This is a genomic window from Neoroseomonas rubea, from assembly GCF_016106015.1.
In the GTDB taxonomy this organism is placed as follows: Bacteria; Pseudomonadota; Alphaproteobacteria; order Acetobacterales; family Acetobacteraceae; genus Neoroseomonas; species Neoroseomonas rubea.
In genome coordinates, this window is sequence record NZ_JACADQ010000444.1 from 1 (window position 1) to 2,719 (window position 2,719).

At 73.5% G+C, this 2,719-nt stretch carries 4 protein-coding genes; 3 read left to right on the plus strand and 1 reads right to left on the minus strand.

Annotated features, from left to right (window positions below; all coding sequences use genetic code 11):
* From HW577_RS23365 to HW577_RS23375, 3 genes are all read left to right on the plus strand, one after another.
* Window positions 1-770: hypothetical protein (locus HW577_RS23365; protein WP_198378506.1), on the plus strand; the 770-nt coding region annotated here is incomplete at its 5' end.
* The gene (locus HW577_RS23370) at window positions 767-1,351 is read left to right on the plus strand and encodes a protein-S-isoprenylcysteine O-methyltransferase (RefSeq protein ID WP_198378507.1); all 585 of its coding nucleotides are present in this window, start codon (window positions 767-769) and stop codon (window positions 1,349-1,351) included. The genes HW577_RS23365 and HW577_RS23370, both read left to right, overlap by 4 nt.
* Before the next feature lie 141 nt (window positions 1,352-1,492).
* On the plus strand, window positions 1,493-2,071 hold the full coding sequence (locus tag HW577_RS23375) for a thioesterase domain-containing protein (RefSeq protein WP_198378508.1): 579 nt from the start codon (window positions 1,493-1,495) through the stop codon (window positions 2,069-2,071).
* Here HW577_RS23375 and ccmI read toward each other — a convergent pair.
* A partial coding sequence (gene ccmI, locus HW577_RS23380; protein ID WP_198378509.1) for a c-type cytochrome biogenesis protein CcmI occupies window positions 2,055-2,719 on the minus strand: 665 nt, incomplete at its 5' end. The genes HW577_RS23375 and ccmI overlap by 17 nt on opposite strands.

The following is a 2,719-nucleotide window of genomic DNA, read 5'->3' on the forward strand; positions in this document are numbered from 1 at the left end:
TGCTGCTGGCCGGCGCCGCGACGGCGCGCGCGGTCGGCGGCGCGGCCGGGGCGGTGGCGGGCGTGGTGATTGCGCTGACCCTGCTGCTGCTGGCCGACCGGCGGCTGCATCTCGGCCATCTCTTCGCGGACTGGGTCTTCGCGCGCGACCTGGCCGCCGGGCACCGGCCGGACGTCGCCGCGCGCATCGCCGCCTTCACCGTGGAGATCGCGGCCGCCCGCCGCCGCCGGGACGTGCAGGAGGTGGTTCTGAGCGGCCACAGCCTCGGCATGGCGCTGCTGGCCGAAGCCCTCTCCGCCGCGCTGGAGGCCGAACCCACCCCGCCACGCCCCGCGCCCCGAACCGTGCTGCTCGGCCTCGGGTCCTCCCTGCTCAAGATCGCGCTCATGCCGCAGGCGGCGCCGCTGCGCGCCGCCGTCGCGCGGATCGCGACCGCGCCGGGCCTGACCTGGATCGAGGTCTCCTCCCGCCGCGATCTCGTCTCCTTCCATCGGGCGGACCCGGTGGCGCGGCTCGGCCTGCCGGGGTGCGGGCCGCGGCTCGAATCGATCCATCCGCGCGCGATGCTCGGACCCGCCGAATGGCGGCGTGTGCGGCGGTCCGTGCTGCGCGCGCACCGCGTCTACGTCACCGGCAACGGGTGCCGCCACTTCTTCGACTGGGGCATGGTTGCCTGCGGGCCCGGCGCGCTGGGCCGCGACCCCTGGCCGGATCGCCTGATCGGGCCGGACGGGGCGCTTGGCTCCGCCATCATGGGGAAGGTCGCGTGACGCCACTGGTCGCGAAGCTGCTGCACGGTCTCTGCATGGTCGCATGGTGGGTCATCCGCCGGCCCTTCGAGCGCAAGGCGAAGCGCAACGCGCTGACGCGCGACGCGATGGATGTGCGGGAGAAGGCGCTGCTCGCCGTCTCCTTCACCGGGCTCGGCCTGCTGCCCTTCCTCTACATCGCGACCGGCTTTCCCGCCGCGCTCGACCAGCCCTTCTCGGCGCCACGCGCGATCGCGGGGCTTGTGCTGTTCGCCGGCGCGCTCGCGCTGTTCCACGCGACGCACAAGGCGCTCGGCCGCAACTGGTCGGTTACGCTCCGCGTACGGGAGGAGCACGCGCTGATCACCGGGGGCGTCTACCGCTTTGTCCGCCACCCGATGTACACGGCCTTCTGGATGTGGGCGCTGGCACAGGCGCTGACGCTGCAGAACTGGGCCGTGGGGCCGGCCGGAATCATCGGCTTCGGCACGCTCTACGCCTTCCGCGTGGCGCGGGAGGAAGCGCTGATGCGCGAGACCTTCGGCGCCGCCTGGGACGACTACGCCGCGCGCACGCCGCGGTTGGTGCCCTTCCTGCGGTAGGCGCATGACGAGACATCCGACCGATCGCAAGCCGCGGCCGGCGCTGCCCGTCAGGCGACAACAGGACGACCGTCGCCGCAATCGCGGTGATCGAGCCGAAGCGTCGGCGTCCGTATCGCCCTGGGGCCGGGCATGGGTGCCATGATCCGGGGCCGCCGCGCGATGGTCGCGTCCCTCATGCTCGCGGGCTGCGGCCCGACGCGCCTGCCGCCCGTGAACGGGCAGGCGAAGGGCCGCGTCGTGGTATTCCGGGGCTTCGTCAACTTCTTCTCGACCGGGATGAACATCCTCGCCGCGCAGCTGCGCCTGGCCGGCTGGGATGCATCCGTCCACAACCATGTGGAGTGGGAGGCGCAGGCGGGCGCCGCACTCGCCGCCGGGCCCGCGCTTGCCCGCCCCTTCGCCATCGTAGGCCATTCGCTCGGCGCCGATACCGCGTTGCGCATGAGCGGGCGGCTGCGGCAGGAGGGGCTCGCCACGGACCTCCTCGTCACCTTCGATCCCCACATTCTTCTCGACCTGCCGCGCGGCGCGCGGCGCGTCGTGAACTTCTACCAGGGCAACGAGACGATCGACCGCGTGCTGCGCCCCGCACGCGACTTCGACGGTGCGCTGGAGCAGCGGCGCGACGACCGGCACTGGCACCTGAGCATCGACAAGGACACCGCGCTGCACGCCGAGGTGCTGCGGATGCTGGAGGCGATCAGGGCAGGGAGCTGATCCGCCGCTCGAGCAGCCCGCGCCAGGGCGCGTCCGCGGGACTGTCCGCGAGCAGCGCCTGCCACAGCGCGCGCGCATTGGCTGGGCGCCCGCTTTCGGCTTCCACCATGCCGGCCAGGAAGCGCAGCCGCGGGTCGGACGGCGCGGCGACCAGTGCGCGCGTGATCCAGGGTGTCGCGGAGGCAACTTGGCCGCGCTCGATCTCCATCTCGGCGATGTCGCCGGCAAGCTCGGCGTCAAAGCGTACCTCGATCGCGCGCGACCAGGATTCGATCGCGCCGGCGCGGTTGCCGCGCCCGCGTTCCGCATTGCCGAGCAGCACCCAGCCCTGCCGTGCCTGCTCGCTGCGCGGGTCGAGCGTGGCGATCCGCTCGCGCAGCGTCGTCAGGATCTGGTCGTCGCGCGCCATCGCCTCGGCACGCAGGTCGTACGGCGCGGAAGGCATGCCGGGCGAGCCGCGCATGAGATAGAGCCCGATCCCCGCCGCGGCCATCAGCGGCAGCATCGTGACCAGCAGCGCGCCGCCGCGGCGCGGCGCCGCGGCTTCCTCCGCCTGGTCGGCGGCGGCGATCAGACGGCGCTGCACCTCGACGCGCGCGGCGCGGTGGCCGGCCTCGTCCAGCCGGCCGACTTCTCGCTCACGGTCGA